General features: G+C 70.6%; 22 protein-coding genes, 1 tRNA gene and 1 pseudogene. 9 read left to right on the forward strand and 15 right to left on the reverse strand.

All coding sequences use genetic code 11. From position 1 onward, the window contains the following. Positions 1-13: 13 nt before the first annotated feature. From rseP to IPN03_22795, 5 genes are read right to left on the reverse strand one after another with little or no spacing between them, the layout of a single operon-like run. A complete protein-coding gene (rseP, locus tag IPN03_22775) occupies positions 14-1,348 on the reverse strand; it encodes an RIP metalloprotease RseP (protein ID MBK9376464.1) in 1,335 nt (444 codons plus the stop codon). Positions 1,349-1,360: 12 nt separating this feature from the next. Continuing rightward, complete coding sequence (locus IPN03_22780) at positions 1,361-2,560, reverse strand: 1-deoxy-D-xylulose-5-phosphate reductoisomerase (protein ID MBK9376465.1); 1,200 nt, start codon at positions 2,558-2,560, stop codon at positions 1,361-1,363. Further along, the gene (locus IPN03_22785; protein ID MBK9376466.1) at positions 2,557-3,378 is read right to left on the reverse strand and encodes a phosphatidate cytidylyltransferase; all 822 of its coding nucleotides are present in this window, start codon (positions 3,376-3,378) and stop codon (positions 2,557-2,559) included. The genes IPN03_22780 and IPN03_22785 overlap by 4 nt, the downstream gene beginning before the upstream one ends. Further along, positions 3,375-4,193 carry an isoprenyl transferase gene (locus tag IPN03_22790; GenBank protein MBK9376467.1) on the reverse strand — a complete coding sequence of 273 codons (819 nt, stop codon included), beginning with the start codon at positions 4,191-4,193 and terminating at the stop codon, positions 3,375-3,377. The genes IPN03_22785 and IPN03_22790 overlap by 4 nt, the downstream gene beginning before the upstream one ends. Before the next feature lie 48 nt (positions 4,194-4,241). After that, positions 4,242-5,033 carry a tRNA pseudouridine synthase A gene (locus IPN03_22795; protein MBK9376468.1) on the reverse strand — a complete coding sequence of 264 codons (792 nt, stop codon included), beginning with the start codon at positions 5,031-5,033 and terminating at the stop codon, positions 4,242-4,244. Positions 5,034-5,084: 51 nt separating this feature from the next. Here IPN03_22795 and IPN03_22800 point away from each other — a divergent pair, with 51 nt between their 5' ends. Further along, the gene (locus IPN03_22800; protein MBK9376469.1) at positions 5,085-5,981 is read left to right on the forward strand and encodes a hypothetical protein; all 897 of its coding nucleotides are present in this window, start codon (positions 5,085-5,087) and stop codon (positions 5,979-5,981) included. Between the two features lie 10 nt (positions 5,982-5,991). On the opposite strand, the gene IPN03_22805 is transcribed toward IPN03_22800, so the two are convergent. Next, positions 5,992-6,237: a hypothetical protein gene (locus tag IPN03_22805; GenBank protein ID MBK9376470.1), complete on the reverse strand. Its 246-nt coding sequence runs from the start codon at positions 6,235-6,237 to the stop codon at positions 5,992-5,994. Between the two features lie 151 nt (positions 6,238-6,388). Here IPN03_22805 and clpB point away from each other — a divergent pair, with 151 nt between their 5' ends. Both clpB and IPN03_22815 read left to right on the forward strand, forming a co-directional pair. After that, positions 6,389-9,001: an ATP-dependent chaperone ClpB gene (clpB, locus tag IPN03_22810; GenBank protein ID MBK9376471.1), complete on the forward strand. Its 2,613-nt coding sequence runs from the start codon at positions 6,389-6,391 to the stop codon at positions 8,999-9,001. A gap of 25 nt (positions 9,002-9,026) precedes the next feature. Then, positions 9,027-9,503, forward strand: coding sequence for an Hsp20/alpha crystallin family protein (locus IPN03_22815; protein MBK9376472.1), 477 nt, complete (start codon positions 9,027-9,029; stop codon positions 9,501-9,503). 49 nt (positions 9,504-9,552) lie between these two features. Here the strand turns inward: IPN03_22815 and cysK are convergent, their stop codons facing one another. Both cysK and IPN03_22825 read right to left on the reverse strand, forming a co-directional pair. Then, positions 9,553-10,515, reverse strand: coding sequence for a cysteine synthase A (gene cysK / locus IPN03_22820; GenBank protein ID MBK9376473.1), 963 nt, complete (start codon positions 10,513-10,515; stop codon positions 9,553-9,555). A 30-nt stretch (positions 10,516-10,545) separates the two neighbouring features. After that, complete coding sequence (locus IPN03_22825; protein MBK9376474.1) at positions 10,546-10,929, reverse strand: Rrf2 family transcriptional regulator; 384 nt, start codon at positions 10,927-10,929, stop codon at positions 10,546-10,548. Between the two features lie 88 nt (positions 10,930-11,017). On the opposite strand from IPN03_22825, the gene IPN03_22830 reads away from it, so the two are divergent. Further along, positions 11,018-12,358, forward strand: coding sequence for a trypsin-like peptidase domain-containing protein (locus IPN03_22830; GenBank protein ID MBK9376475.1), 1,341 nt, complete (start codon positions 11,018-11,020; stop codon positions 12,356-12,358). Positions 12,359-12,457: 99 nt separating this feature from the next. Here the strand turns inward: IPN03_22830 and IPN03_22835 are convergent, their stop codons facing one another. Beyond that, the gene (locus tag IPN03_22835) at positions 12,458-13,369 is read right to left on the reverse strand and encodes a DMT family transporter (GenBank protein ID MBK9376476.1); all 912 of its coding nucleotides are present in this window, start codon (positions 13,367-13,369) and stop codon (positions 12,458-12,460) included. Between the two features lie 53 nt (positions 13,370-13,422). Here IPN03_22835 and IPN03_22840 point away from each other — a divergent pair, with 53 nt between their 5' ends. Genes IPN03_22840 through vanZ form a run of 4 tightly spaced genes read left to right on the forward strand, consistent with a single transcriptional unit; the run spans position 13,423 to position 16,997 of the window. Further along, complete coding sequence (locus tag IPN03_22840) at positions 13,423-14,565, forward strand: glutamate--tRNA ligase (protein MBK9376477.1); 1,143 nt, start codon at positions 13,423-13,425, stop codon at positions 14,563-14,565. Beyond that, the gene (locus IPN03_22845) at positions 14,562-14,852 is read left to right on the forward strand and encodes a hypothetical protein (protein MBK9376478.1); all 291 of its coding nucleotides are present in this window, start codon (positions 14,562-14,564) and stop codon (positions 14,850-14,852) included. The genes IPN03_22840 and IPN03_22845 overlap by 4 nt, the downstream gene beginning before the upstream one ends. Positions 14,853-14,860: 8 nt before the next feature. Then, positions 14,861-16,561 carry a glutamine--tRNA ligase/YqeY domain fusion protein gene (locus IPN03_22850; GenBank protein ID MBK9376479.1) on the forward strand — a complete coding sequence of 567 codons (1,701 nt, stop codon included), beginning with the start codon at positions 14,861-14,863 and terminating at the stop codon, positions 16,559-16,561. Positions 16,562-16,571: 10 nt separating this feature from the next. Then, complete coding sequence (vanZ, locus tag IPN03_22855) at positions 16,572-16,997, forward strand: VanZ family protein (GenBank protein MBK9376480.1); 426 nt, start codon at positions 16,572-16,574, stop codon at positions 16,995-16,997. Positions 16,998-17,063: 66 nt separating this feature from the next. Here vanZ and IPN03_22860 read toward each other — a convergent pair. From IPN03_22860 to IPN03_22880, 5 genes are all read right to left on the reverse strand, one after another. Then, positions 17,064-17,137, reverse strand: a tRNA-Gln gene (locus IPN03_22860). Between the two features lie 57 nt (positions 17,138-17,194). Then, the gene (locus IPN03_22865; protein ID MBK9376481.1) at positions 17,195-17,728 is read right to left on the reverse strand and encodes a hypothetical protein; all 534 of its coding nucleotides are present in this window, start codon (positions 17,726-17,728) and stop codon (positions 17,195-17,197) included. A gap of 65 nt (positions 17,729-17,793) precedes the next feature. Then, positions 17,794-18,105, reverse strand: coding sequence for a sulfurtransferase (locus tag IPN03_22870; protein ID MBK9376482.1), 312 nt, complete (start codon positions 18,103-18,105; stop codon positions 17,794-17,796). Next, on the reverse strand, positions 18,102-19,286 hold the full coding sequence (mqnC, locus tag IPN03_22875; protein MBK9376483.1) for a dehypoxanthine futalosine cyclase: 1,185 nt from the start codon (positions 19,284-19,286) through the stop codon (positions 18,102-18,104). The genes IPN03_22870 and mqnC overlap by 4 nt, the downstream gene beginning before the upstream one ends. Next, complete coding sequence (locus tag IPN03_22880; protein ID MBK9376484.1) at positions 19,286-20,095, reverse strand: menaquinone biosynthesis protein; 810 nt, start codon at positions 20,093-20,095, stop codon at positions 19,286-19,288. Before IPN03_22880 ends, mqnC begins: the two co-directional genes overlap by 1 nt. Before the next feature lie 89 nt (positions 20,096-20,184). Here IPN03_22880 and IPN03_22885 point away from each other — a divergent pair. Continuing rightward, positions 20,185-21,306, forward strand: a pseudogene (locus IPN03_22885) (glycosyltransferase). Positions 21,307-21,387: 81 nt separating this feature from the next. Here the strand turns inward: IPN03_22885 and rho are convergent. After that, the gene (rho, locus tag IPN03_22890; GenBank protein MBK9376485.1) at positions 21,388-22,635 is read right to left on the reverse strand and encodes a transcription termination factor Rho; all 1,248 of its coding nucleotides are present in this window, start codon (positions 22,633-22,635) and stop codon (positions 21,388-21,390) included. Between the last annotated feature and the right edge of the window lie 27 nt (positions 22,636-22,662).

Raw genomic sequence — 22,662 nt, forward strand, 5'->3', positions numbered from 1 at the left:
ACCCCTCGTTCTTCTAGAAGCCCAGGTTCTTCGCGATGTCGAAGGCGAGGACCGAGACCATCAGGAGGACGAGGAAGACGAAGCCCGCCTGGAGGAGCCGCTCCTTCAGCTTGATGGAGAAGTCCCGGCGGACGATTCCCTCGAGCGTCAGGAGGAAGAGCTGCCCTCCGTCCAGGAGCGGGATCGGCAGGAGGTTCAGGAGGCCGAGCTGGAGGGAGAGGAGGCCCATGAACCCGAGCAGGGCCGCCAGGCCGGTGCGAACGGCCTCCCCGGAGAACTTCGCGATGTCGACCGGGCCGGAAAGCTGGCGGATCGAGCCGGAGCCCGAGACCATCCGCTTGACCGTCTGCCCGACGGCGGCCGTCTGCCGCAGGTTCTCCGTCCACGAGGCGCCGATCGCCGCGAGGAAGGGCAGCTTCCGCTTCACGAGCTCGTACTTCGGCGTGAAGCCGATCCTCCACGAGCCCCCCTCGAGCCGCGGCGTCACCTCGAAAGCGAGGCGCTGGCCGCCCCTTTCGATGACGAACGGAATCGGCTTCGCGCCGTCCGTGCCGAACGCCGCCGAGGCTTCCCGGACGCGGCGGACGACCTCGAAGTAGCCCTCGATCGCGACACCGCCGATCGAGACGATCCGGTCGCCGACCTGGAGGCCCGCCTTCTCGCCGGGATAACCCTTGACGAGGCTCCCGATCACCGGGGCGAGGAAGGGATTGAGGCCGGTGTAGCCGATGTCGTATTTCGTCTGCGGCTCCGGGCGGATGACGACGTCGACCTTCTCCCCCGCCCTCTCGAGGACGACCGGGATCTCGGCCCGCGGTGCCATGCCCAGGTGCGTCTCCACCTCGCGCCAGGTCGTCACCGGCTTGCCGGAGAGCGCGACGACGACGTCGTCGACCCGCACGCCCGCCTTCTCGGCCGGACTGCCCGTGTCGACGTGCTTGACGACCGGCTTCTCGTCGGCATACCTCGGCACCGTGATGCCGATCGCGAACGCCCCCGCGGTCAGGAGGAGGGCGAGGACCAGGTTCACCATCGGTCCCGCGAGCATGACGAGGAACCGCTGCCACCGCGTTCCGCGCATCGCGGGAGGGGCGTCTTCGCCCGCCACGACGTCGCTCTCGTCGGGCCCGAGGCCGACGATCTTCACGTAGCCGCCGAGCGGGACGAGCGAGATCCGGTAGTCCGTTCCGTTCCGCTTGAAGCCGAAGAGACGCTTGCCGAAACCGATCGAGAAGACCTCGATCGGGAACTTGAAGAACTTCGCCACCAGGAAGTGCCCGAACTCGTGGAAGAAGATCAGGAACGAGAGGACGAAGATGAAGGCGAGGATGTTCGTAGAGATCTGCATGCGGCCCTTTAACTACGCCGGAGACGGCGCGACGGTTCCCGTAAGAGCAAGAGGCGCGCCAGGAGAGACGAGCTCGGCGGCCCTGAGGCGCGCCTCGCGATCGGCGTCGAGGACGGCGTCGAGGGACGTGGCCGGAGAAGGCCGGTGCCCCGCGAGCACCTTCTCCACGACGGCGACGAGGGAGCGGTAGGGAATGCGCCCCTCGAGGAACGCGGCGACCGCGACCTCGTTGGCGGCGTTCAGGACGGCCGGGGCCGTCCCTCCGGCGCGCAGCGCGGCGTAGGCGAGCGGCACCGCCGGGTAGCGCCTCTCGTCGAGCGGCTCGAGCTCGAGCTTCCCGAGTGCGGCGAGGTCGAGCTTCGGGAGCGGTGTCGGGACACGCTCGGGATACGTGAGCGCGTAGAGGATCGGGAAGCGCATGTCGTTCGGCGAGATCTGCGCGATGACCGATCCGTCCACCCACTCCACCATCGAGTGGATGATCGACTGCGGGTGGATGACGACGCCGAGGCGCTCGGGCGGCACGTCGAAGAGCCAGCGCGCTTCGATGACCTCGAGGCCCTTGTTCATCATGGTGGCCGAGTCGATCGTGATCTTCGGCCCCATCTTCCAGGTCGGGTGCGCGAGGGCGTCTTCGATCGTGATCGCGTCGAAGGTCTCGAGCGCCCGCGTACGGAACGGGCCGCCGGAGGCCGTCAGGACGAGCCGCTCGACCTCGGAGGGGCGCCCGCAGCGCAGCGCCTGGTGGAGAGCGCAGTGCTCCGAGTCGACCGGGAGGACCGCCGCGCCGGAGGCGGCCGCCGCGGCCATCACCGCCTCGCCCGCGACGACGAGGACCTCCTTGTTCGCGAGCGCGAGCGTCTTGCCGAGCTTCACCGCCTCGTAGGCCGGCGGCAGCCCCGCCGCGCCGACGACGCCGCCCAGGACGACGTCCACCTCCGGAAGGGTCGCGACGTCGACGATCCCCTGCTGGCCCCAGCCCACGCGCACGCCGGGGAACTCCCTGCGGACGCGGTCCGCGTCGACGCGTTCCTTCACGGAGACGACCGCCGGGCGGAAGCGGGCGATGGCCGGCAGAAGCACGTCGAGATTCGTGCCGGCCGACATCGAGACGACGCGGAAGCGGTCGGGGAAAGCCTCGAACACGGAGAGCGCCGACCGGCCGATGGAACCGGTGGCGCCGAGAAGGGCGACGTTGCGCGGGGCGTTCATCTGGGGCGAAGCTCCGGGAGGAGATGGAGGATCCCGTAGAGAACGGGTGAGGCGTAGAGGAGGGAATCGAGCCGGTCGAGGAGTCCGCCGTGGCCCGGAAGCAGGCCTCCGGAGTCCTTCACGGCGCAGCTCCTCTTGAAGGTCGACTCCACGAGGTCGCCGACCACGGCGACGACGGACATGACGGCGCCGAGGAGGGCGCCTGCCGCCGCGGCGACTGCCGGCGTGCCCGGAACCCGCGGCAGGGCGAGCGCGAGAACCGCCCCGAAGACGGCCCCGGCGACGACCTGCCCCCAGAACCCTTCCCAGCTCTTCTTCGGGCTGACGACGGGGGCGAGCCTCCGGCGTCCGAGCTTCGTCCCGACGTAGTAGGCCGCCGAGTCACCGGCCCAGACGATGCCGAGGAGGAAGACGACCGTCTCCCAGCCGATACCCCTCAGCGCCACGATCGCCGCACCCCCGGCCCCGACGTAGAGCGTCGCGAACGACGTCGCTGCGGCCGAGCCGAGCCAGATGGGCTCCTTCGGCGCGGCGAACAGGACGGCCGTGGGCAGGGCGACGAGAACCGCGCCCGCCGCCGCGACGAGGAGAGGCGCCGAGCCGAGAAAGGCGCCGGCGAGGATCGCGGCGAAAAGGACGAGGCTCAGGGCGCGCGGCGCCATCCAGCCCGACGCGGCCACCAGCCCTTGGAACTCCCAGAGGGCCGCGCCACAGGCGAGGCCGACCAGGAGGGCCCAGCTCCAGAACGGACCCCACACGAGAAGGGAGAGGACGAGCGGCATGAGAACCGCCGCCGTCAGCTCGCGGGTCCGCTTCACGCTTCGAGCGCCGCCGGAGCCGGCGGGGCTCCTGCCTCGTCGGCCTCGGACACGCCGCCGTAGCGCCGCTCGCGACGCTGGTAGTCGACGAGGGCCTCCAGGAAGTGGCGGCACCGGAAATCGGGCCAGAGGACGGGGGTGACGTGGATCTCGGCGTAGGCGATCTGCCAGAGGAGGAAGTTCGAGATCCGCATCTCGCCGCTGGTCCGGATCAGGAGGTCGGGGTCGGGGAGGTCGGAGGTGTAGAGCCGCCGGGAGACGGCGTCCTCGTCGATCGACTCGGGATCGAGGCGGCCCGCGACGGCGTCACGTGCCAGGCTTCTGGCGGCGTCGGCGATCTCCGCGCGCCCCGAGTAGTTCAGGGCGACGCTGAAGACCATGCCCCGGCATCCGGCCGTCGCCTCCAGCGCCAGGTCGAGCGCCGACCGGACGGAGCCGTCGAGGCCCTCGGCACGCCCCACGACGCGGAAGCGGATGTCGTTCTCGGCCAGGGTCCGCAGCTCCCTGCGCAGGTACTCCTTCAGGAGCGTGAAGAGGGTCGAAACCTCGGTCTTGGGCCTCTTCCAGTTCTCGGTCGAGAAGGCGTACAGGGTGAGGGCGTCGAGTCCGAGGCGCGCGGCCGTCTCGACCGTGTCCCGCACGGCTGCCGCTCCCGCGCGGTGCCCTTCCACGCGAGGGAGGTGGCGCTGCTTCGCCCACCGTCCGTTCCCGTCCATGATGACGGCGACGTGCCGGGGCAGCCGGGCCAGGTCCAGCGCGTCCAGGAGGGCGCGGTCGGGAGAGCCGGGCGCGGCGACGAGGTTCTTGTCGATCATGCGCAGAGGTCCGGCCGGGCGTCGCCCGGACCGGCTGAATTTCCGATCTTACCCTGCCGGATAGAACACGTTGGCAAGGGTGAGCCCACGGGCCGGCGCCGTCGGGCCCGGCTGCTCCCGCGCGTCGCGCGGGTCCATCCGGCCCAGCCCGGCTTCGAGAAGGGTGCCCACGAGACGCCGCACCATCCCGCGGAGGAAGCCGTTGCCCACGGCCGTCACGACCAGGAGCGGCCCCTCTTCCTCGACGTCGAGCCGGACGAGCGTTCGGACCGTGGTCTTTCGGGGCGAGCCCGCGAGACCGAAAGGCGCGAAGTCGTTCCGGCCGACGAGGCGCTCCGCCGCCGTGCGCATGGCCCGCACGTCGAGCCGGGGCGAGGCGAGCGTCTCGCGGAGGCCTTCGAACGGGGGGAGGTAGGTCCCGCGCCGCAGGCGATAGACGTAGCGCTTGCCGAGGGCGTCGAACCGCGCGTGCCAGCAGGCGTCCATCTCCGCGGTCGCGACCACGCGGACGTCCCACGGAAGAAGCGCGTTCAGGCCGCGCCGGAGGCCCTCGGCCGGGATGACCGGCGCGCCTGGAGGGATGTCGACGTGAGCCACCTGCCCGTCCGCGTGAACGCCGGAGTCGGTCCGGCTCGCGGCGTGGACCCGCATCGGCAGGCCGTGCATACGGGTCAGGACCTCCTCCACCGTCGCCTGCAGGGTTCGGGGCGCCGAGCCTCCGTCCCGGACGACGTCCTGGGCCTGCCAGCCCTCGTAGAACGTTCCGAGGTAGGCGAGATCGAGCCGCAGCCTCCTGCCGGTCGCATTCGGCCGTCCCCGCGGGCTCGTGTCGCTCGTCACGTCCCGATCATAGAAGGCCGCCTCGCGGTATTCTTGGACGACGGTAACCGAATGCGCCTTGCTCGCATCCTTCTCTTCCTCGCGGCGGCCGCGTCGTCTCCCCTCGCGTTCGGGGCCGGACCGACGGTGCGAGCCTTCGCGAGCGGCGAGGCGTCCCGGTTTGCGAGCTCTTACTGGTTCCGGACCGACCGAGGAAGCGTTCTCGTCGACGCCCCCTTCCTCGCGTCAGAGGCCGAGGCGCTCAAGGCCGCGATGGGTGCGGCGGGGGCGCTGCCCCTCGGCGCGGCCATCCTGACCAGCGGGCAGGCAGAGCGGAGCTGGGGCCTCGTTCCCCTCGTCGCCCCCGGAACCCGCGTCTGGGGCGCGCGGTCGACGGCGTCCACGCTCGAGACGTCGTTCCCCCGCGTTCGGGAACGGCTGCTCAGGGCCGGCATCCCTTTCGCCGCTCTGCCGCGGACGCCCCCCCGCGTCACGAACACGTTCACCGGCAGCCTCAACCTCGGGTTCGAGGGGTACACCCTCCGTCTCTTCGAGGCGGGCGCGGCCGGGACTCCTCCGGGCACGGTGGTGTTCGTTCTCGAGACGGGCGAGCTGTTCGCCGGCGGGCTCGTCTGGAACCGTGTTCACCCGGTCACCGGTGGCTCGGATCTGGGCGCCTGGAGAAGGGCACTCGCCTCCCTGAAACGGCTCGGTCCGCGCGTCGTCTATCCCGGCTACGGAGAACCCGGAACGGCGGCGCTCATCGACCGGATGTCCGAGTACCTCGGAGGGCTCGAGGAGGCGGTCCGACCCCTCGCCGTCCGCTCAACCCTCTCCGGCCGGGACGTCGCAACCGCCCGGAAAGGCATCGTCCGGGCCCGCCGCGACTGGCGGCTCCCCTCGATCCTCGACGAAAGCCTCAAGGCCGAGCACGCCCGGCTTCGCGGGCTTCTGTCTGGAGGAGAGTGACGCCCTCCTGCTAGCCGCGAAAGGAGAAGGCCACCGGGGCCGGGGGGAGCACGAGGTTCACGATGGCGAGCGCCTCGCCAGCCTCGCCAGCGGCCGTTGGCTTCGGGTCGCCGACGCGGAGGATCGAGAGGCCGTCCCCGTTCTTGAGAACGGCCAGCGGCCGCCCCGGGTATGCCTTCCGAAGGGCGTCGAGCGCATCGACTCCCTCCCGGGCGAGGAAGTAGAGAGTGCCGTTTCGATTCCGGACGAGAATCATCTGGACGAAAGGTAGCCGTTCCCTCAGCTGCTCCGCATCCCCCGAACGGGTGAGGCCGACTAATGAGCAGCTTTGCCTACATCATCCATGTAAGATTTGACTTGACAACGCAACACGCAGATATCACGATTCCGCGTCGGAGGATGTCGTCATGAACCCCGATCGGCTCACTCTCAAGGTCCAGGAGCTGCTCCAGGCGGTGGCACGCGGGGCACGGTCGTCCGGGCACCCGGAAGTGACGCCGGAGCACCTGGCGGCCGCGCTCGTCGCCGAGCCCTCGGTCGGCGTTCCGCTCCTGACGCGTGTCGGCGTTCCCATCGGCCTCGTCTCGACCGAGCTGGCCGCCCTCCTCTCGCGCCTCCCGAAGGCCCAGGGAGCCGGTTCCGAGACGCGCTATTCCGCGACGCTCGTCAAGGTGCTCGACCGGGCGGACGAAACGGCCCGGGAGTTCCGCGACGAGTACGTCGCCCTGGAGCACCTCCTCCTCGCCCTCCTGCGCGACGGGACGTCGAGGGCGGCCGAGGTCCTGAAGCGCAATGGCGTGTCCGAGGCGTCCCTCCTGGCCGCCCTCAAGGAGGTCCGCGGGAGCGCTCGCGTCGACGACCCGAACGCCGAAGAGAAGTACCAGGCGCTGAAGCGCTACGCGCGGGACCTGACCGAGCTCGCCCGCCGCGGGAAGCTCGATCCGGTCATCGGACGCGACGACGAGATCCGCCGCGTCATGCAGGTCCTGACGCGACGGACGAAGAACAACCCGGTCCTCATCGGCGACCCCGGCGTCGGCAAGACGGCCGTCGTCGAAGGGCTCGCGCGGCGCATCGCCTCGGGCGACGTGCCGGAGAGCCTCAGGGACAAGCAGGTCGTCGCGCTCGACCTCGGCGCGATGGTGGCCGGGGCGAAGTTCCGCGGGGAGTTCGAGGAGCGGCTGAAGGCCGTCATCAAGGAGGTGGAGGAGTCGGAGGGGAAGGTCATCCTCTTCATCGACGAGCTCCACACGCTCGTCGGCGCCGGCGCCGCCGAAGGGGCGATGGACGCCGGGAACATGCTCAAGCCGGCCCTGGCGCGCGGCGAGCTGCGGGCCATCGGCGCCACGACGCTCGGCGAGTACCGCAAGCACGTCGAGAAGGACCCCGCCCTCGAGCGCCGCTTCCAGCCGGTCCTCGTCGGCGAGCCTTCGGTCGAGGACACGATCTCGATCCTGCGCGGCCTGCAGGAGCGCTACGAGGTCCACCACGGCGTGAAGATCACCGACGCCGCGCTCGTCGCCGCCGCCGTCCTCTCGAACCGCTACATCGCCGACCGTTTCCTCCCCGACAAGGCGATCGACCTCGTCGACGAGGCGGCCTCGCGCCTGAAGATGGAGATCGACTCGCTCCCGACGGAGATCGACGAGGTGGAGCGCAGGACGCTCCAGGCCGAGATCGAGAAGAAGGCGCTCGAGAAGGACGACTCCGTCCGGGCCCGCGAGCGCCTCGCCGTCATCGAGAGGTCGCTCTCCGAGCTGCGCGAGAAGTCGCTCTCGATGAAGACCGTCTGGAAGAACGAGAAGGACGCCATCGGCAGGATCCGGGACCTGAAGAAGCGGATCGAGGACGGCAAGGCCGACGCGGAGCGGGCGGAGCGCCAGGGCGACCTGAGCCGTGCGGCCGAGCTGCGCTACGGCGTCCTCAACCAGCTGGATCGCGACCTTTCCGCGGCGACGGCGAGCCTCGAGGAGCTGCAGAAGGGCGGCGGGTTCCTCCGCGAGAAGGTCGAGGAGGAGGACGTCGCCGCGGTCGTCTCCCGCTGGACGGGCATCCCCGTCTCGAAGATGGTCGAGGGGGAAACGAAGAAGCTCCTCGCGATGGAGGAGCGGCTCCGGCTCCGCGTGATCGGCCAGGACGAGGCGGTCGCGGCCGTCTCCGCCGCCGTCCTGCGCGCGCGGGCCGGGATGAACGACCCGAAGAAGCCGATCGGCTCGTTCCTCTTCCTCGGCCCGACGGGCGTCGGCAAGACCGAGCTCGCGCGCGCCCTCGCCGAGCAGCTCTTCGACGACGAGAGCGCGATGGTGCGGCTCGACATGTCGGAGTACCAGGAGAAGCACACGGTCTCGAGGATGATCGGCGCGCCTCCCGGCTACATCGGGCACGACGAGGGCGGCCAGCTGACCGAGGCGGTCCGGCGCCGGCCCTACTCGGTGGTCCTCTTCGACGAGATCGAGAAGGCCCACCCCGACGTCTGGTCGACGCTCCTGCAGGTCCTCGACGACGGTCGCCTCACCGACGGGAAAGGGCGCGCCGTCGACTTCCGCAACGTCGTCGTCGTCATGACCTCGAACGTCGGGTCGCAGCTCATCCAGGCGTTGCAGGACGTGGACGAGTCCGAGATGCAGAAGGGCGTCGAAGCCGAGCTGCGCCAGCGCTTCCGCCCCGAGTTCCTGAACCGGATCGACGACATCATCGTCTTCCGCAGGCTGGGCCCGGACGAGATCGCCCGGATCGTCGACATCCAGCTCCGGCGTGTCGCTGCGCTCCTGGCGCCCCGCGGCGTGACGCTCGCGTGGACCGAAGGCGCCCGCCGCCTCCTCGCCGAGCGGGCTTTCGACCCCGTCTACGGCGCGCGCCCCCTCAAGCGGAACATCCAGAAGCTCGTCCAGGACCCGCTCGCCCTCCGCCTCCTCGAAGGCGCGGTGCCGGGCGGGGCGACCGTCTCCCTCGACGCCGACGCCGCGGGCAAAGGCGTCGCCTTCACGATCTCGACCCCTCCCGCCGCCCCGGCGGCCTGAGGGACGCACAGAGGAGGAGGACGCCATGACCGCCGTGCGACGCTACGACCCCTTCCGCGAGCTCGCGGGCCTCCAGGAGCGGATGAACCGGATCTTCGACGACACGCTCGCGGGCACCTCACGGCGCGAGGACGAGGCCCTCGCCGCCACCTGGACGCCTCCCGTCGACGTCCTCGAGAGGAAGGACCGGATCGTCCTCACTGCCGAGCTTCCCGGCTTCACCGAGGACCAGATCCACCTCCGGTTCGAGGACGGCGTCCTCACGCTCGACGGCGAGCGGCGTTTCCAGAAGGAGGCCGACGAAGCGCGCTACCACTGCGTGGAGCGCAGCTACGGCCGCTTCTCGCGGTCGTTCCGCCTGCCGGCGAACGTCGCCGACGAGGCCATCTCGGCGACGTTCCTCAACGGTCTCCTCGTCGTCGAGCTCCCGAAGAGAGAAGAGGCGGCGCCGAAGAGCATCCGGATCCGCGCCGCCGGCGCCGCGCCGACCGACGTGAAGTAGGCCGCCGGGGCGGAAGGGAGCGGAGGCCCGAGGCCTCCGCTCCCTGTCTTCAGATGACCGTTCCGGCCGGGGGCTCGTCTTCCTTGAAGAGGTCCGTCGAGATGTACCTCTCCGACGTGGACGGGATGACGAAGACGATGAGCTTCCCCGCGCTGTCGGGGCGCCTGGCGACCTCGAGGGCCGCGAAGGCCGCCGCTCCCGAGGAGATTCCCGCGAGGATCCCTTCCTCCTTCGCCAGGCGGCGGGCGTACTCGAACGCCTGGTCGTTCGTCACCTGCACGACCTCGTCGACGAGCTGGGTCTCGAGGTTCTTCGGCACGAAGCCGGCCCCGATTCCCTGGATACGGTGAGGTCCCGGCGCTCCGCCCGAGAGGACCGGCGAGTGGACCGGCTCGACGGCGACGAGCCTGACGGCCGGCTTCTTCGGCTTCCAGAAGCGGCCGACACCCGTCATCGTCCCGCCCGTGCCGACCCCGGCGACGAAGACGTCCATCGCCCCGTCGGTGTCGTTCCAGAGCTCGACCGCGGTCGTCGCCTCGTGGACGGCGGGGTTCGCGGGATTCTCGAACTGCTGCGGCATCGCGCCGTCGCTGCCGAGACCGGCGAGGATCTCGCCCGCCTTCGCGATGGCGCCCTTCATCCCCTGCGCCGCCGGCGTCAGGACGAGCTCGGCGCCGAGGAGGCGCAGGACCTTGCGCCGCTCGAGCGACATGGACTCCGGCATCGTCAGGATCAGCCGGTACCCCTTCGCGGCCGCCGCGAAGGCGAGGCCGATGCCGGTGTTTCCCGAGGTCGGCTCGACGAGGACGGTCCGGCCGGGGGTGATCTTCCCGTCCCGTTCGAGGGCCTCGATCATCGCGACGCCGATCCGGTCCTTCACCGAGTTGGCCGGGTTGAAGTACTCCAGCTTGGCGGCGACGACCGCTCCCGGCGCCGAGTCCTTCGCCATCCGGTTGAGGCGGACGAGGGGGGTGTTTCCGATGAGCTTCGTGATGTCGGACGCGATCCGCATGGCGGCCTCCTTGGTTCCGGGGTTCCCGGCTCAGATCTCCCAGTCGAGGGCTTCGCGCTCGGCGCGCACGCGCCGGACCAGCTCGCCGACCGTGAGGCGTTGATAGACGGCGAGGCGCGCGCCGGCGGCCTCCGCTTCCAGGGCATCGACGAGGCGGTCCAGGCCGGCCCGGCCCTCGACGGCTTCCGAGTCCGGCGAGGGCCCGGCGAAGGGAGCCAGGACGGCCGCGAGGGGCGTTGCGGAGAGGTTCTGCCCCGCCCGGTATCCCCCCGTTCGGCCTCGGACGGCCACGAGGAGCCCCGCTCGAACGTACGGGGCCAGGAGCTGGTGGACCGATTCTCGCGAGAGGCCGAGAAGGCCTGCCAGTTCGGCAGCGCTTCGCTCGCCGCCCGGGTTCGAACTCACCTCTACCATCGCCTGGATCGCCTTTCTCTGCCTTTGGGTTAAAATCTTGAAAACTCCATTCAACTTTACTAACATTATTTTGAGGCTGATTTCCGAGATGTCAAGACACCTTCTCCTCCCCGTCGTCGCCGTCCTCCTCGCCACCGCACCGTCCGCATCCGCCCAGCGAAGAGACGCGGATGCGCCGAGGGGCGAATCGGACCTCCGTCGCGGGGCCGAGGACCCTCGCCGCAGTCCCATCGTCCGCGCCGTCGAGCAGATCGGCCCCTCGGTCGTGAACATCTCGGCCGAGCGGCTCGTGCGGCGCCGGGCCAGCCCCCTCGACTACTTCGGCGCCCAGGGAGACCGGGCGCGCCGGTCCGAATCGCTCGGCTCCGGGGTGGTACTCGACGCCTCGGGGATCGTCGTGACGAACGACCACGTCATATCCGGAGCCTCGAAGATCTTCGTGACGACGGCGGACGGCCGCGAGCTCGAGGCGGAGCTCCTCGGCGCCGACGCCGACAACGACCTCGCGGTCCTGAAGGTGGACGGCCGGGGACTGAAACCGGTGCGTCTCGGCACGACCGCGGACCTGATGATCGGCGAGACGGCGATCGCCGTGGGGAACCCCTTCGGCCTCTCGAATACCGTCACCACCGGCATCGTCTCCGCCCTCCAGCGGACGGTGAAGGGCGATTCGCGTACCTACACCGACTTCATCCAGACCGACGCGGCAATCAACCCGGGGAACTCCGGGGGGGCCCTCTGCAACGTCGTCGGCGAGCTGATCGGCATCAACACGGCGATCGTCGGCGGGGCGAACACCATCGGCTTCGCGATCCCCGTCGAGCGGGTCCGCAGGATCGCCGACGACCTCCTCCGCTTCGGGGAGGTCAAGCCCGTCTGGATCGGCGTGAGGGGAACGACCGTGACGGCCGAGCGGGCCCGTCCGAGCGCCCGGGGCCTCGGCATGCGCATCAGGTCCGTCTATCCCTCTTCCCCCGCCGAGGACGCGGGGCTGGAGCCGGGCGACGTCGTCGTCTCGCTGAACGGACGGCCCGTGGAATCGCGGGAGGACTTCGACACTCTTCTCTCCGCCGTCGCGCCCGGAGCGCCGCTGACGCTGGAGACCCGGCGCGGCGAGCGTTCCCGCACCGCGTCGATGAAGGCGGCGCGCGTACCGTCGGACCTCGGGCTCGAGATCCTCCGGCGGGAGATCGGCATCTCCGTGGCGCCGGCTCGCACCGGGCTCGTGCTGACCTCGGTGGCGCGCGAGTCCCCGGCCGACCGGAAGGGGCTCGAGCGGGGCGACGCCCTCCTGGGCGTCAACGGCCGGCGCGTCGCGACGCTCGAGGACGCCGCCCGCGCCGTCGAGCGCGGCTACGGACGCTCGGGACTGGCCCTGGCCGTCGGGCGCGGCGGGTACACGTACAACGTGACGTTCGCCCTCGACTGAAGTGGATCGGGGAGGCTCGCCACGAGCCTCCCCGCGGCGCCTTCCGGCGCCTCCCTCGACAGGGAAGGGCGGGGCGGGCGGAGCTGCCCGCCTCGCGATTCACCTTCTCAGGCGCAGCTCCGAGACGACGATGCCGAAGAGGACGAGGCCGCCCCCCCACGCCTCGCGGGCGGAGAGCCGCTCGCCCAGCGTCACCGCCGCGAAGAGCGCCGTGAAGACCGGCTCGAGGGCGAAGATGACCGCCGCGTGGACGGCCGGCATCCGCGCCTGCGCCCAGGTCTGCACGAGCGTCGTGACGACCGAGGCGACGAGCCCCATCCAGAGGATCGCCAGGAGGAGCTTCGGCGTGAATTCGAGCGGCCGCGCCTCGGCCGCGAAGAACGGCTCGGTCCTCCCGAGGAAGGGAGTCAGGAGAAGCCGGCCGACGAGGACCCCCGCGAAGGCGAAGACGATCTGCCCCGCCGAGTAGGCCCTCACGTCGTGCTTCGGCGAGGCGACGCCCATCTCCACGAAGACGACCGCGTAGACGAGCGCCGTCAGGAAGACGAGCAGGTCGCCCGGGTCGAGCCCCGTCGCCCCGGTCGGCCACGACATCAGGCCGAAGCCCCCGGCGGCCAGGATCAGGCCGGCGAGGTTCGACCCCGAAGGCTTCTGCCGGTAGAACAGCCACCCGGCGACCGGCGTGAGCGGAACGGAGAGGCCCGTGATGAAGGCGGCCTTGGAGGCGGTCGTGAAGAGCTGCCCGACGAGCTGGCAGCCGATGCCGACCGCGAGGAGGAGGCCGATGATCGCGCTGTCCTTCACGAGGCCCGGCGTCCGGGGCCGGCCGCGGGCGAAGAAGACGAGGATGCCCGCGGCCACGCCGTAGCGCAGGGCGAGGAACAGGAGCGGCGGCGTCTCCTTCAGGATGAGTTCGTTGACGATGAACGTCGAGCCCCAGATCGCCGTCACGACGACGAGGGCGGAATCGGCGAGGAGCGCCTCGCGGCGCGGCACGTCCAAAGGGCTCACGGCCGGCGGATGATACGGGCCCGCCGGACCCCGGCAGTTATCATCACGGGCCCATGACTTCGGCCCCTCGCGTCCGCTTCGCCCCCTCGCCCACCGGCTCCCTCCACGTCGGCGGCGCCCGCACCGCTCTCTACAACTGGCTCTTCGCGCGCCGCCACGGCGGCACCTTCATCCTCCGGATCGAGGACACCGACGTCGACCGGAACAAGCCCGAGCTCGTCGACCAGATCCTCGAGGCGATGACCTGGCTCGGCCTGACGTGGGACGAGGGCCCGTTCCGCCAGAGCGAGAGGTACGGCCTCTACCGCGAGGCGGCCGCCCGGCTCCTCGCCGAAGGGAAGGCCTACCGCGCCTTCGAGACCCCCGAGGAGCTCGAGGCCGCGCGCAAGGCGGCCGACGCCGCCGGAGAGACGTTCCGGTATTCCGGCGCGGGGCGCGAGATCCCGGTGGCCGAGTCGGACCGCCGCGCCGCCGCGGGAGAGCCGTTCGTCATCCGGCTGAAGATGCCGGACGAGGCGATCGTCGTCGACGACATCGTCCAGGGCCGGGCCGAGTTCCCGGCCGGCTCGCTCGACGACTTCGTCCTGATGCGCTCCGACGGCCACCCGCTCTACCACTTCTCCGTCTGCGTCGACGACGTGGAGATGCGGATCACGCACGTCGTGCGGGGCGTCGACCACCTCCCGAACACGCCCAAGCACGTCGCCCTCTTCGCCGCCCTCGGCGCCGAGCCGCCGAAGTTCGCGCACCTCGGGATGATCCTCGGCGCCGACGGCAAGAAGCTCTCGAAGCGGCACGGCGCGGCCGGCGCCGAGGAGTTCCGCGCCCAGGGGCTCCTCCCCGAGGCGCTCGTCAACTTCCTCGCGCTTCTCGGCTGGTCGCCGGGCGAGGACCGCGAACGCATGACGATGGACGAGATGGCCTCGCTCTTCTCCCTCGAGAGGATCGGGCCCTCCCCCTCGCGCTTCGACCACGAGAAGCTCGCCTGGCTGAACGGCCAGTACCTCCAGGACGTCCCCGACGCGCGCCTCCTCGAGCTCGCGCGCCCCTTCGGCCTCCCACGGCGTGCTGCCCGGACGAGACGCTCCTCTGCGCGCTCCCGCTCCAGAAGCAGCGCGCGAAGACCCTCGTCGAGCTCGCGACGGGCCTCTCCGTCTACGGGGACGACCCCGCCGAGTACGACGCCGCGGGAATGAAGAAGTTCGGCAAGGCTGCGAACGCCCCGCTCCTCAGGTCCTTCGTCGAGCGGATTTCCGCCCTCCCGTCCCTTTCCCACGCCGCGATCGAGGAGGCCGCCCGCGCCCTCGCCGCCGAGGCGGGCGTCAAGCTGGGCGACCTCGCCCAGCCGGTGCGCCTCGCCCTCACCGGCACCCTCGCCTCCCCTCCCCTCTTCGAGATGATCGAGGTCCTCGGTCTCGAGACGACCCGGCGGCGCGCCCTCGCGCTGGCGGCGAGAATCGAGATCGAAGAGGCCCCGAGCTGAGGCAACCGATGGAAGAGACGCAGACCCCCGCCCCCGAGACCCCCGGCAAGGACTTCATCCGAGAGATCGTCGAGGACGACCTCCGAACGGGGAAGCACACGACCGTCGCCACGCGCTTCCCGCCCGAGCCGAACGGCTACCTCCACATCGGCCACGCCAAGTCGATCTGCCTGAACTTCGGCGTCGCGAAGGAGTACGGCGGCACCTGCAACCTCCGCTTCGACGACACGAACCCCCTCAAGGAGGACGTCGAGTACGTCGACGCCATCGAGGAGGACGTCCGCTGGCTCGGCTTCGAGTGGCACGGGATGTTCTACGCCTCGGACTACTTCGGCAGGATCTACGACTTCGCCGAGGAGCTGATCCGGCGCGGGAAGGCCTTCGTCTGCGACCTCACCGCCGACGAGGTCCGCGCCACGCGCGGCACGCTGACCGAGCCCGGGAAGAACAGCCCGTACCGCGACCGCCCCGTCGAGGAGAGCCTCGACCTCTTCCGCCGGATGCGCGCCGGGGAGTTCCCCGACGGCTCGCGGACGCTGCGGGCGAAGATCGACATGGCGTCGCCGAACATCAACCTGCGCGACCCGGCCCTCTACCGGATCCGCAAGGCGACCCACCACCGGACGGGCGACGCGTGGTGCATCTACCCGATGTACGACTACGCCCACGCGATCTCCGACTGGATCGAGGGGATCACCCACTCCCTCTGCACGCTCGAGTTCGAGGACCACCGGCCCCTCTACGACTGGTGCCTCCTCGCCCTCGGCCTCGAGAACCGCCCCCGGCAGATCGAGTTCGCGCGCCTCGCCATCACCTACACGCTCCTCTCCAAGAGAAAGCTCCTCCAGCTCGTCACCGGCGGGCAGGTCAAGGGCTGGGACGACCCGCGGATGCCGACGATCGCGGGCCTGCGCCGCCGGGGCTACACGCCCGAGGCGATCCGCGACTTCGCCGACCGGATCGGCCTGGCCAAGCGCGACAGCCTCGTCGACGTCGCCCTCCTCGAGCACTGCCTGAGGGAGGACCTCAACCGTCGCGCCCCGCGCGGGATGGCGGTCCTCGACCCGCTCAAGGTCGTCCTGACGAACTGGCCCGTGGGAGAGGTCGTCGAGCTCGACGCGGTCAACAACCCCGAGGACCCGTCCGCCGGGACGCGCAAGGTCGCCTTCGGCCGCGAGCTCTGGATCGACCGGGACGACTTCCGCGAGGTGCCGCCCCCGAAGTACCACCGCCTCTCTCCGGGGCAGGAGGTGCGCCTGCGCTGGGGCTTCATCATCCGGTGCGAGGAGGTCGTGAAGAACGCCTCCGGCGAGGCCGTCGAGCTGCGCTGCACGTACGACCCGACGTCGAAGAGCGGGGAGGAGGGCGCCGCCCGCAAGGTGAAGGGGACGATCCACTGGGTCTCGGCGGCCCACGCGGTCGCGGCCGAGGTGCGTCTCTACGACCGCCTCTTCACGACCGAGCTCCCCGACGACGCCCCGGAGGGCAAGGACTTCCTCTCGAACCTCAACCCCGAGTCGCTCCTCGTGAGAGAGGGATTCGTCGAACCGGCGCTCGCGTCGGCGCCGCACGGAGCGTTCCTCCAGTTCGAGCGCCTGGGGTATTTCTCCGTCGATCCCGACTCGGGGCCCGGGAGGCCCGTCTTCAACCGCTCCGTCGGGCTGCGCGACACGTGGGCGAAGATCGAGAAGAAGGGACGCGGGGCCTGACGGCCCGAAGGTGACCGCGGAACCGGACGTCAGAGCGCCCGCCGGGCGGAGGCTCCTCCTCTGGGCCCCCGTCCTGGCGATGCTGGTCATCCAGGTGGTGCTCTCGTCCCGGAGCCAGCTGCCCCTGCCGCTCCTGCGTTCACTTCCCGCCAGCGACAAGATCGCGCACGCGGGGTGGTTCTTCCTCCTCGGGCTCCTCGCCTACCGGGCCGCCCGCAGCGGCGAAGGCTGGCCGCGCCGCCGGACGACGCTCGTGCTCATCCTCGGGGCGCTCCTCTGGGGAATCAGCGACGAAGCCCACCAGGCCTTCGTGCCGGGCCGCGACGTGGAGCCTGCGGATGTCGCCGCCGACGTCGCGGGCGCGACCGTCGCCGCGCTGATCGCGGAGCCGCTCCTCCGGCGCCTTCGCCTCGTCGCCGTGCCCCCTCCGTCCTGACCCGCCTCGCCTCGTCGCGGCGGCCGGAACGAAAACGCCGCCCGTGGGCGGCGAGTTTCGTCAGGATGGCTGGGGGGCAGGGAGTCGAACCCCGATAGGCAGATCCAGAGTCTGCAGTCCTACCATTGGACGACCCCCCAACCTGGAGGGGCGGGCATTATGAGGTCGGCGACCGTGCCGGTCAACCGGTGGGGCCGTCAGAGCGTCTTGGAGAGTGAAAGGAAGAACCGCGCCAGGTCCTCCGGAAGGCCGCGCCCCTGGAACGTGACCGAGACCTCCCCCTTCGCCGCTCCCGGCACGACGGCCGGTTCGGACACCCTGGAGGCCTTCCCGCGCCCCTTCTTCGGCGCAGCGTCGACCACCTCGGGCTGCAGCACCTTCGCAGCCTTCTTGCGCCCGTTCTTCCGCGGGCGCCGGGACTCCTTCGGGCGGAGCCGGGTCACGTCGGGCGGGCCGACCCGGATGCCGAACTTCTCGGCCACGTTTTCGATGACGACGCGCGCCTCGGTCGTCGGGGCCTTCGCGAGGAGATTCCGGGCCCACGCGAGCGCGGCCGGACGGTCGATCCCCATCTTCCGGCGCACCTCCCGGATGATCCCGGCGCCGATGTCGGCCGGCTTCATCTTCAGGGCCTTGCCGGCCGCGACCTTGACGTCCCGTTCGTTCAGGGACTTGTCGCCCTTCAGGAGCGATTCCACCGTCTGGCGGAGCCTGTCCGTTTCTGAGGCCATGCGGTCTCCTTCCGTTTCCCGGGATTTTGCGCGCTTCGCAATTGTTCTACAAAAGTCAGGGGGATTCAATACCGGGGAACGGACGGGTCGATCCGGCTGCCCCACGCGAGGATCCCGCCCTCCAGGTTGCAGGCCCCGGGTATGCCGTTCTTCCGGAGAAACTGCACCACCGTCGCGCTCCGGCTGCCGCTGCGGCAGGCCACGACGACCTGGGCGTCGGCCGGAATCTCGGCGAGCCGCTGCGGCACCTCGCGCATCGGAACGTGGTGTACCTCGAACGGGAACGGAGCGGTCTGCAGCTCGAGCGCTTCCCTCACGTCCAGCACGAACGGGGCCCGGCCCCCGTCGAAGAGCGCCTTCAGCTCCTCCACGGTCATGCGCCCTCCCGTCCCTCGAGCCGGCAGCAGGGGGCGTGGCACCGGTCGTAGACCGAGCCCCGCTGGGCGGGCACGAAGCCGGCGTCGCGGATGAGGGCGACCATGTCGGCTTTCGTCATCCGGTTGTGGGCCCCGGCCGCGGCGACGACGTTCTCCTCGATCATGATCGAGCCGAGGTCGTCGGCGCCGAAGAAGAGCGAGACCTGCCCGATCTTCCTGCCCTGCGTCACCCACGAGCCCTGCAGGTGAGCGACGTTGTCGAGGAAGAGGCGCGAAAGCGCCAGCGTCCGGAGGTAGTCGTGGCCGGTCGAGACCTCGACCGTGCCGTCGAGCGCGGTGTTCTCGTCCTGGAAGGTCCAGGGGATGAACGCCGTGAACGACTCCCGGCCCTCGGAGAGCGACGCGTCCTGGATCCGCCTCACGACCGCGAGGTGCGCGATCCGCTCGGCGTACGTCTCCCCGACGCCGAACATCATCGTCGCGGTCGTCGGCATCCCGAGACGGTGCGCCTCGCGGTGGACCTCGGCCCACTTCTCGGTCGGCGCCTTCGCGAGCGCCCAGATCCTCTTCCGCACGCCGTCCTCGAGGACCTCCGCCCCGCCGCCGGGGACCGACATCAGGCCGGCGTCGCGCAGCCGCACGAGGACGTCGGCCACCGGCATCTTCTCCTTCTTGGCGAGGAAGAAGATCTCCGGCGCCGAGAAGGCGTGCCTGTGGATGCGCGGGTAGCGATCGCGCAGGAACGAGAGGAGCTCCTCGTAGAAGGAGAACGGGAGCTCGGCGTGGACGCCTCCCTGCAGGAGGACACCGGTCCCCCCGAGGGCGAGCGTCTCCTCGACCTTCGCGCCGATCTCCTCGAGGGGGAGGACGTAGGCCTCCTCGTCGCCCGCTTTCCGGTAGAAGGCACAGAAGCTGCAGCGGTAGATGCAGACGTTCGTGTAGTTGATGTTCCGGTCGACCTGGTACGTCGCCGTGAGACCCGGGTGCATCCGGCGCCGGACCGCGGCCGCGGCCGCGCCCAGCTCGAGGAGCGGCGCCTCCTCGAAGAGGACGAGCGCCTCGGCCGGCGTGATGCGGGCGCCGGCGACGGCACGGTCGAGGATCGCGGATACGCGGGGCGAGCCCCCGAGGCCCGGGACCGGAGGGTTGGCGAGGAATCCGCCGGGTGCGCCGGCCAGCATCAGGAGAAGGACCTCGGGACGAGCGGCACGCCCGCGAAGGGCGGAAGGTCGGGCGACGTGATGAGTCCGTGCGCCGCGGCCCGGCGGTAGAACTCGGCGAGGCCGCGCTCGTCGTCGGCGTCGAGGTCGTGGTGGAGGTCCCGCTCGAGGTACTCCCCGAGGAGCCTCCGGTCGAGCCCCGTCCGCGCCACGGAGGCGTCGAGAATCTCGCTCGTCCGGTGCCGGGCGTAGTCGCGCGACCAGAGGAACGGCTCGGGGTCGACGTCCCGCCGGACGGCCCAGACGGCGGTCACGAGGGGCAGGCCCGTGAGCCGGTTCCACCCCTGGGCGAGATCGAGGACGTGGTACGCCGACACGTCGGTGACGAGCGCCGGGTCTCCGATGAGGAGCGCGGCATCCGCCGCCGCGAGCATCCGCGGCAGGTCGGGCACGGCGCGGTGGTATTCGGGGACGATGCCGTAGAGGTCCGCGAGGAGGACCCGCACCATCGCCGCCGAGGATCGCGAGCTGGAGTCGAGCGCGACGCTCCGGATCTCGGGAAACGGGACCCGGGACACCAGCAGGACGCTCCGGACCCGGTCGTACGCCGCGATGCCCACGCCACGGACGATCCGGATCCCGGGGATTCGCGCCGCCTCGATGGACGGGATGATGCCGGCCTGCACCTCGCCGCGGGCGAGCCGCTCCGCGCACGAGGACGGGAGGTCGCTGATCGGGAGGAATCCCTCGACCGCCCCCTTGAGGAAGCCCCAGGTGACGGGCCAGGCGTTCACGAAGTCGACGACGGAGACGGGTATGGCAGGCGTCATGGCCACGACGATCTTACGACGGCGGATCCCGGACGGACTCGGGCGACAATGCCGGCGTGGACGCGCCGCCCCTTCTCGTCTCGGTCCTGATGCCGTGCCTGAACGAGGCCGAGACGCTCGAACGCTGTGTTCGGCGAGCCGTCGACACGCTCACCGCCTCGGGGCTCGCCGGAGAGGTCCTCGTCGCCGACAACGGTTCGACCGACGGCTCGCAGGAGATCGCCGTACGGGCCGGCGCGCGGGTCGTCTCCGTCCCCGAACGGGGTTACGGCGCCGCGCTCCTCGGCGGCATCGCCGCGGCGAGGGGGCGCCACGTCGTCATGGGAGACGCGGACGACTCCTACGACTTCGGCGACGTCCCCGCCTTCGTCGCCAGGCTCGAGGAGGGGCACGACCTCGTCATGGGCTCGCGCTTCCAGGGCCGGATCGAGCCGGGCGCCATGCCGCCGCTTCACCGCTGGCTCGGGAACCCCGTCCTCTCCTTCCTCGGGCGCCTCTTCTTCCGCGTCCCGATCTCGGACTTCCACTGCGGCATCCGCGGCTTCCGCAAGGAGGCGATCGACCGCATCGGCCTCAGGACGACGGGGATGGAGTTCGCGAGCGAGATGGTCGTCAAGGCGACGCTCTTCGGCCTGCGCATCGGCGAGATCCCGGTGACGCTCCGCAAGGACGGCCGGTCGCGGCCGCCGCACCTGCGCACGTGGAGGGACGGCTGGAGACACCTGCGTTTCCTCCTGATGTACTCGCCCCGGTGGCTCTATCTCTGGCCCGGCCTCCTTCTCGTCCTCCTCGGCACGGGGCTCCTCGCGTGGCTCTACCCCGGCCCCCGTCACGTCGGCGCGGCGACGCTCGACGTCCACGCGATGCTCGGGGCGGCCGTCATGGTCCTGACCGGGGTCGAGGCGCTCACGTTCGCCGTCTTCGCGAAGGTCTTCGCCATCACCGAGGGGTTCCTGCCGGAGGACCCGCGCCTCGCCCGGGCCTTCCGGGTCGTCACGCTCGAGACCGGGCTCGTGGCGAGCACGATCCTCCTCCTGGCCGGAGCCGGCCTCTGCGCCACCGTCGTCGCCGACTGGGCCGCCTCCGTCTTCAACTACCTCGACTACTCCGTCTCGATGCGAAGGATGATCCCGGGCGCCCTGCTGCTCGTCCTCGGGGCACACGGCCTCCTCGCGTCGTTCTTCCTCTCGATTCTCGGCCTCAAGCGGCGCTGGGAGCGGCGGCGGGGCGGCGCGCCGGGGGGGGGGGGGGGACGGCGCGGCCCGGGCCAGGGTCCCCCCCGACTCATTGCCTCACCCCGCCGACATCGACCCCAGGAACTCCTGGTTCGTCTTCGACTTCTCGAGCCTCTCGAGGAGGAGCTCCATCGACTCGACCGTCGAGAGCGGGGTGAGCACCTTGCGGAGGATCCAGATCCGGTTGAGCTCGCCCTTCTCGATGAGGAGCTCTTCCTTCCTCGTCCCCGACTTGTTGATGTCGATGGACGGGAAGACCCGGCGGTCGACGAGCCGGCGATCCAGGTGGATCTCCATGTTGCCCGTCCCCTTGAACTCCTCGAAGATCACGTCGTCCATCCGCGAGCCGGTGTCGATGAGGGCCGTGGCCATGATCGTCAGCGAGCCCCCCTCCTCGACGTTGCGCGCCGCGCCGAAGAAGCGCTTCGGCTTCTGGAGCGCGTTCGCGTCGACACCGCCGGAGAGGACCTTGCCCGACGGCGGGCAGGTCGTGTTGTAGGCGCGGGCGAGGCGCGTGATCGAGTCGAGGAGGATGACGACGTCGCGCTTGTGCTCGACGAGGCGCTTGGCCTTCTCGATGACCATCTCGGCCACCTGGACGTGGCGCGTCGCCGGCTCGTCGAACGTCGAGCTGATGACCTCGCCCTTCACCGACCGCTGCATGTCGGTGACCTCCTCGGGCCGCTCGTCGATGAGGAGGACGATGAGCGTGACCTCGGGGTGGTTCGTCGTGATCGAGTTCGCCAGCGCCTGCAGGAGCATCGTCTTGCCGGTCCGCGGCGGGGCGACGATGAGGCCGCGCTGTCCCTTGCCGACCGGGGCGATCAGGTCGAGGACGCGCGACGACATGTTCGCCGTCTCGAGCCGGATCCGCTCCTGCGGGTAGAGGGGCGTCAGGTTGTCGAAGAGGATCTTCTCCCGCGCGATGTCGGGGTGCTCGAAGTTGACCGCCTCGACCTTGATGAGGGCGAAGTAGCGCTCCCCCTCCTTCGGCGGACGGATCTGCCCCGAGATCGTGTCGCCCGTCCTGAGGCCGAACTTGCGGATCTGGGAAGGCGAGACGTAGATGTCGTCCGGCCCGGCGAGGTAGTTGTACTCGGGCGCCCGGAGGAAGCCGAAGCCGTCCGGGAGGACCTCGAGGACCCCTTCCGAGAAGATGAGCCCCGCCCGCTCGGTCTGCGCCTGCAGCACCTTGAAGATGAGCTCCTGCTTGCGCAGGGCGGGCGCTCCTTCGACCTCGAGCTCGGCCGCGATCTTCAGGAGCTGCGGCATCGGGGTGTTGTGCAGCGTCCGGATGTCGAGCATCGGCTGGTCGTCGACGTCCGGCGACAC

The sequence above is a fragment of the Holophagales bacterium genome, assembly GCA_016719485.1.
Taxonomy (GTDB): domain Bacteria; phylum Acidobacteriota; class Thermoanaerobaculia; order UBA5066; family UBA5066; genus UBA5066.

Excerpts from the sequence above, each read along its gene's own strand:
- rho (MBK9376485.1), bottom strand. The coding sequence starts at position 22,635 with ATGCTCGACATCCGGACGCTGCACAACACCCCGATGCCGCAGCTCCTG.
- IPN03_22800 (MBK9376469.1), top strand. The coding sequence starts at position 5,085 with ATGCGCCTTGCTCGCATCCTTCTCTTCCTCGCGGCGGCCGCGTCGTCT.
- IPN03_22840 (MBK9376477.1), top strand. The coding sequence starts at position 13,423 with ATGACTTCGGCCCCTCGCGTCCGCTTCGCCCCCTCGCCCACCGGCTCC.
- rseP (MBK9376464.1), bottom strand. The coding sequence starts at position 1,348 with ATGCAGATCTCTACGAACATCCTCGCCTTCATCTTCGTCCTCTCGTTC.
- IPN03_22815 (MBK9376472.1), top strand. The coding sequence starts at position 9,027 with ATGACCGCCGTGCGACGCTACGACCCCTTCCGCGAGCTCGCGGGCCTC.
- IPN03_22790 (MBK9376467.1), bottom strand. The coding sequence starts at position 4,193 with ATGATCGACAAGAACCTCGTCGCCGCGCCCGGCTCTCCCGACCGCGCC.
- IPN03_22880 (MBK9376484.1), bottom strand. The coding sequence starts at position 20,095 with ATGACGCCTGCCATACCCGTCTCCGTCGTCGACTTCGTGAACGCCTGG.
- clpB (MBK9376471.1), top strand. The coding sequence starts at position 6,389 with ATGAACCCCGATCGGCTCACTCTCAAGGTCCAGGAGCTGCTCCAGGCG.
- mqnC (MBK9376483.1), bottom strand. The coding sequence starts at position 19,286 with ATGCTGGCCGGCGCACCCGGCGGATTCCTCGCCAACCCTCCGGTCCCG.
- IPN03_22805 (MBK9376470.1), bottom strand. The coding sequence starts at position 6,237 with ATGATTCTCGTCCGGAATCGAAACGGCACTCTCTACTTCCTCGCCCGG.
- cysK (MBK9376473.1), bottom strand. The coding sequence starts at position 10,515 with ATGCGGATCGCGTCCGACATCACGAAGCTCATCGGAAACACCCCCCTC.
- IPN03_22825 (MBK9376474.1), bottom strand. The coding sequence starts at position 10,929 with ATGGTAGAGGTGAGTTCGAACCCGGGCGGCGAGCGAAGCGCTGCCGAA.
- IPN03_22830 (MBK9376475.1), top strand. The coding sequence starts at position 11,018 with ATGTCAAGACACCTTCTCCTCCCCGTCGTCGCCGTCCTCCTCGCCACC.
- IPN03_22850 (MBK9376479.1), top strand. The coding sequence starts at position 14,861 with ATGGAAGAGACGCAGACCCCCGCCCCCGAGACCCCCGGCAAGGACTTC.
- IPN03_22845 (MBK9376478.1), top strand. The coding sequence starts at position 14,562 with ATGAAGAAGTTCGGCAAGGCTGCGAACGCCCCGCTCCTCAGGTCCTTC.
- IPN03_22780 (MBK9376465.1), bottom strand. The coding sequence starts at position 2,560 with ATGAACGCCCCGCGCAACGTCGCCCTTCTCGGCGCCACCGGTTCCATC.
- IPN03_22865 (MBK9376481.1), bottom strand. The coding sequence starts at position 17,728 with ATGGCCTCAGAAACGGACAGGCTCCGCCAGACGGTGGAATCGCTCCTG.
- IPN03_22870 (MBK9376482.1), bottom strand. The coding sequence starts at position 18,105 with ATGACCGTGGAGGAGCTGAAGGCGCTCTTCGACGGGGGCCGGGCCCCG.